Origin of the sequence: Fictibacillus sp. NRS-1165 (assembly GCF_050468105.1) — a bacterium.
Taxonomy (GTDB): Bacteria; Bacillota; Bacilli; order Bacillales; family Fictibacillaceae; genus Fictibacillus_C; species Fictibacillus_C terrinigri.
Genome location: NZ_JBDPNU010000147.1, coordinates 1 through 4,374, shown reverse-complemented (window position 1 = coordinate 4,374; position 4,374 = coordinate 1). Strand labels below are relative to the sequence as shown.

4 protein-coding genes are annotated in these 4,374 nt (G+C 38.2%); 3 read left to right on the top strand and 1 reads right to left on the bottom strand.

What is annotated here, in order from left to right; genetic code table 11:
- Positions 1–548: 548 nt before the first annotated feature.
- The 3 genes from ABHN01_RS25315 (at position 549) to ABHN01_RS25305 (ending at position 3,713) form a co-directional block, all read left to right on the top strand.
- Positions 549–1,256, top strand: a complete 708-nt coding sequence (locus tag ABHN01_RS25315; protein ID WP_429877836.1) for a DNA alkylation repair protein — start codon at positions 549–551, stop codon at positions 1,254–1,256.
- A gap of 1,060 nt (positions 1,257–2,316) precedes the next feature.
- Positions 2,317–3,120 (top strand): ABC transporter ATP-binding protein, encoded by an 804-nt coding sequence (locus ABHN01_RS25310; RefSeq protein WP_429877835.1) that lies wholly within the window; start codon positions 2,317–2,319, stop codon positions 3,118–3,120.
- A gap of 464 nt (positions 3,121–3,584) precedes the next feature.
- A complete protein-coding gene (locus tag ABHN01_RS25305) occupies positions 3,585–3,713 on the top strand; it encodes a CatA-like O-acetyltransferase (RefSeq protein WP_429877834.1) in 129 nt (42 codons plus the stop codon).
- 4 nt (positions 3,714–3,717) lie between these two features.
- On the opposite strand, the gene ABHN01_RS25300 is transcribed toward ABHN01_RS25305, so the two are convergent.
- Positions 3,718–4,293 (bottom strand): hypothetical protein, encoded by a 576-nt coding sequence (locus ABHN01_RS25300; RefSeq protein ID WP_429877833.1) that lies wholly within the window; start codon positions 4,291–4,293, stop codon positions 3,718–3,720.
- Positions 4,294–4,374: the final 81 nt, after the last annotated feature.

Below are 4,374 nucleotides of genomic sequence, written 5' to 3'. Positions count from 1 at the left end.
GTTTTACAGCATATACCCTATGTAACTCATTGTTATAATACACAAATTGCCCTTTTCTTACTTGAAACAATTTCATGAATACCTCTCCCTTCATTTATTGATTCTTACCATTATAAAATGATCAGTAAACCTTTTGTAAATAGTTACCATTTCAGCTATGATAAAACACCCGAGGTGTAGCGGCAAATAATAAGATAACAAGTACAATAACTTCTGACATCATTTTTTAGGATGTCTTATTTTATAAAAAACATGTTTACGTTTGTTGATCTATCATTCAAAAGAAGGGAAAATAGAAACAAGAACAGTAATCGACAATGTACCTAAAGTAAAACAACTATGAGGAGGAAATTTTACATCTGCCTTTCACACACTTTTCTCCTACTTCCCTCAAATACAAGATGCGAGCTCATTTGCTTATATACATGGGCAGGTCAGGTTACGATACAAGATCCTTTACATCAAGTTAAAGCATTCCTTTATAAAGAATATCAGCTAGATGGTTACAAAGCAGAGAGTATGATTATAAAGGAAGGAAGTGCAAAACGATGGATTTCGAAATGGTTATGCAGGAACTGCAAGCGCTCGGCAAGGAACGAATCAAAAAGACTTACATAAGCAATGGTGCACACGAGCCGCTTTTTGGCGTGGCTACAGGCGCAATGAAGCCGCTCGCAAAGAAAATCAAGATAGATCAGCCTTTGGCCGAGCAGCTTTACGCGACCGGGAACTACGATGCCATGTATTTTGCCGGCATCATTGCGGACCCAATGACAATGACTGAGGCGGATTTTGAGCGTTGGATGGATGGGGCGTATTTTTATATGCTGTCCGATTATGTGGTTGCAGTAACTTTGGCAGAAACCGATTTTGCCCAAGTTGTAGCCGATAGATGGATCGAAAGCGGTGAAGAACTCAGAATGTCGGCAGGTTGGAGCTGTTACTGCTGGCTTTTAGGTAATCGCCCGGACGGTGAATTTAGCGCAAAAAAGATTGCCAGTATGCTTGATCAGGTGAAAAATAGGATTCATGATTCTCCTGATCGAACGAAATCCGCTATGAATAATTTTATTTACACTGTCGGTATTTCATATTTGCCGCTCCATGATAAGGCGGTTGAAACTGCAAAGGCAGTAGGCCCAGTCGAAGTCAGGCGGGGCAAGAAAAAAAGCAGTATCCTGTTCGCCTCCGAAAATATTCAAAAGGATTTAGATAGAGGGCTGCTTGGTTTTAAACGCAAAAATGTAAGGTGTTAGCTTATCGGATGGTAAATTGCTTAAGGTAAAAACCTTCTCCCTCTACAATAAGAAAAAAGTTTGGCAGTTGCAATATTGCACTAATTAGCAAACATCCCATTAAATCGACAATCTTTTGAATTCGTTATCAGGAAAACAGATCGTTCGTGCGCTTAAACAGCCAAATAATAATAAGTATATTTCTGTCCGGAATTACGCTAAACAGCGTAGAATCCGTCAATGGATACGATTAGAGCTGGAATTAGCTACACGTGCATGGAGACGGTTCCATATTGATACATCAGGATGATGTGTTTCGAGTGAAACTGCCGAAGGTTGAAGTTAAGAATCCGGTTGGATCCGGAGATGAATTGGTTGCTGTCAATAGGAGTATTAAAACAACAAGAAATAATCGAGGCCTTAAAATTCGCAACTGCATGCGGAACGCTAATGCTATGGAAGAGGGTACAGGAGAGTCCTACGGAAAACACTGGTAGGTTCCCTTCAGAATGAAATTCATCTGGAAAAATTAGAATTAAAAGATGACCTAAATAAGACTCAGGAATGTTTGTTATATCAAGAGGGCAGCAGATGCTGTCCTTTTTCGCTTACCATAAATTACCAGAATCTTTAAACTAACAAAGAAGATCAAATCTATGCCCTTCTCTTTTTTACCTTCGTGGTATTCGTTATGTTGCATTCAATAACATGCAGGTAGTTAATATTGTATCATCAGTGTATCATATTCAAAAATAAAGAAGAACCCTTGATATATAAGGGTTCTTCTTTATTTTCTATTTAGGCTGAATGAAACATTTTGTTGCCCTTGTTGTATTTAAATCTAAGTTATTTTTTATATTGTATTGCCACATCTAGAAGTATTAGACATAACTTTGGTAATTATAAGAGTTTCTATGCCTTTTTTCATAGATTAGGACAAGACACCATACGATGGAAGGTCCTCTGTCATAACATATAACAACTGAATGAAAGAGGTAGTGACAGGTTAGTAGAGCGACCATTCGAGGTCCTCATTTTATTTACTATATTAAGGGACGAAAGCAATACTAGGAGTGATAAAATGCAGCCATTGGAAGCAAGGTCATTAACGTTGGCTTATGGAGAAACAATAATTATCGACCAACTAAATTTACAAATTCCAAATGGGAAAATCACAGTTTTTATAGGTAGTAATGGTTGTGGTAAATCTACCTTGCTTCGTTCCTTTGCGCGTCTATTACGTCCACAGGTAGGTTCCGTTATTCTCAATGGAAAAGAAATTGCACAATGGCCTACAAAAGAAGTTGCCAAACATTTAGCTATCCTTCCACAGGGACCAGTTGCTCCGGAAGGGCTTTCTGTCATGCAATTGGTAAAGCAAGGGAGATACCCTTACCAGAATTGGCTGAAACAATGGTCGGAAAAAGATGAAATTATGGTGAACAAAGCATTGGAAGCTACGGGAATGAAATCTTTAGCTCATCGTCCGGTTGACTCCCTATCCGGGGGACAACGACAAAGAGCTTGGATTGCCATGACCCTTGCGCAAGACACAGACATCATTCTTTTAGACGAACCAACCACGTATTTAGACATGACTCATCAAATTGAAATACTTGATTTGATGTTTGAATTAAACGAGAAAGAACAGCGTACCATTGTGATGGTTCTTCATGATTTAAATCTGGCTTGTCGATATGCTCAACATATTGTTGCGATTCATAACCGAAACGTTTTTGCTCAGGGGAAACCAGAAGATATTGTGAATGTTGATATGGTTCGTTCCGTTTTTCAAATAGAATGTGAGATTACAGTCGATCCTTTGTTTGGAACACCTTTATGTATTCCATATGGCAAAGGGAGAAGAGTAAGAAATGGGAAGTAACACGCCATTTATTATTGGTATCTATTATTCATCAAAAATCGGGGGAGTAAATTATGAAAAAATGATTTAGGTGGCTGTTATGATGCTACCTCAAATGAGGGCTTTTTTTCTACAAAGTAGATATTTATTAACTATTTTCATTTATAATACTTTTTCCATTGTCTAATTAAAATAAAGTTTAATTAATAAATGAAAATTGGTAGGGCACTTTAAATCGTGTTACTTATAAAAAAATCAAAAATTTTGATCAATCTAGTAATGAAATACAAGATTTTTTCCTTATTAAATAAGTGAACCACGCAACACCTGTTATAAACTTGCAGCCAAGTACGAAATGCCTAATTTAATATTCGAAATGCGAATATCTTTTTCAACAATCGGGAGCGATTCTTTAATAAGAATCGCTTTTTCATTTTTGAAACAAGTTGAGAAAGTGATTAGAATTAGCTACTTTAATCTCGAGATTGGGACAGGAGGGGAAAGTACTTTTGCCCATATCCATACAAATGCATCATGCAGTATGCGATGGCTATAACGCGAATCGCTTACTTCACTTGAACTGTAATCATATCATACATAATATACCATTGTAATTTGCTATTCCTCTTCATTCCCTCTGGAAATAATGTTTCCTTTTGCATCATAAACGGTCACCTTTACCGGCAATTTTACATTATCCTTCTGGAAAGTCGCATACCACACCCACAGGTTATCACGGACGAAAAAACGGTTTGGCTGCACGTTGCTTTCACTGTTTATGACGATGGTCTTTGCCTCGTCCTCGGCAAACCCGTATATAATGGATAAATTCTTTTGAACCTTATTTTTCACCTGCCAGATGATCGGCCCTCTGTCGCCACGCTCCTCGTTAAATTCCTGGAAATTCAGCATTGGAAAAATGAATTTCCTAAATTCGGTAAACTCATTGTTAGTCAGTGCGGGAGTAATTCCTGTACTGCTCTCGGCAAAAACCAGATGTGAATCAGCATCAAAGAAACGAATTCCTTTGCAGTCACCATCCTGGTCAGCCACTCTTTGGCAGACCTGCTCTTCGAGGGATGTGGCAGGAATGTCAGGAGGAGCTGGGCTGGCCGGACTCGATGGCCGTGAAACAAAAAAGTAAATCGCAATGATCCCTATACAGAGTACAGCTAGTAACCATTTTTTACTCATCTCCATAAGCCCCCGTTTCAACTTCATTTTAAAGATATTCCGTTTCTGTGATGTTTTTCCTTTTTGTTACCCATCATATGT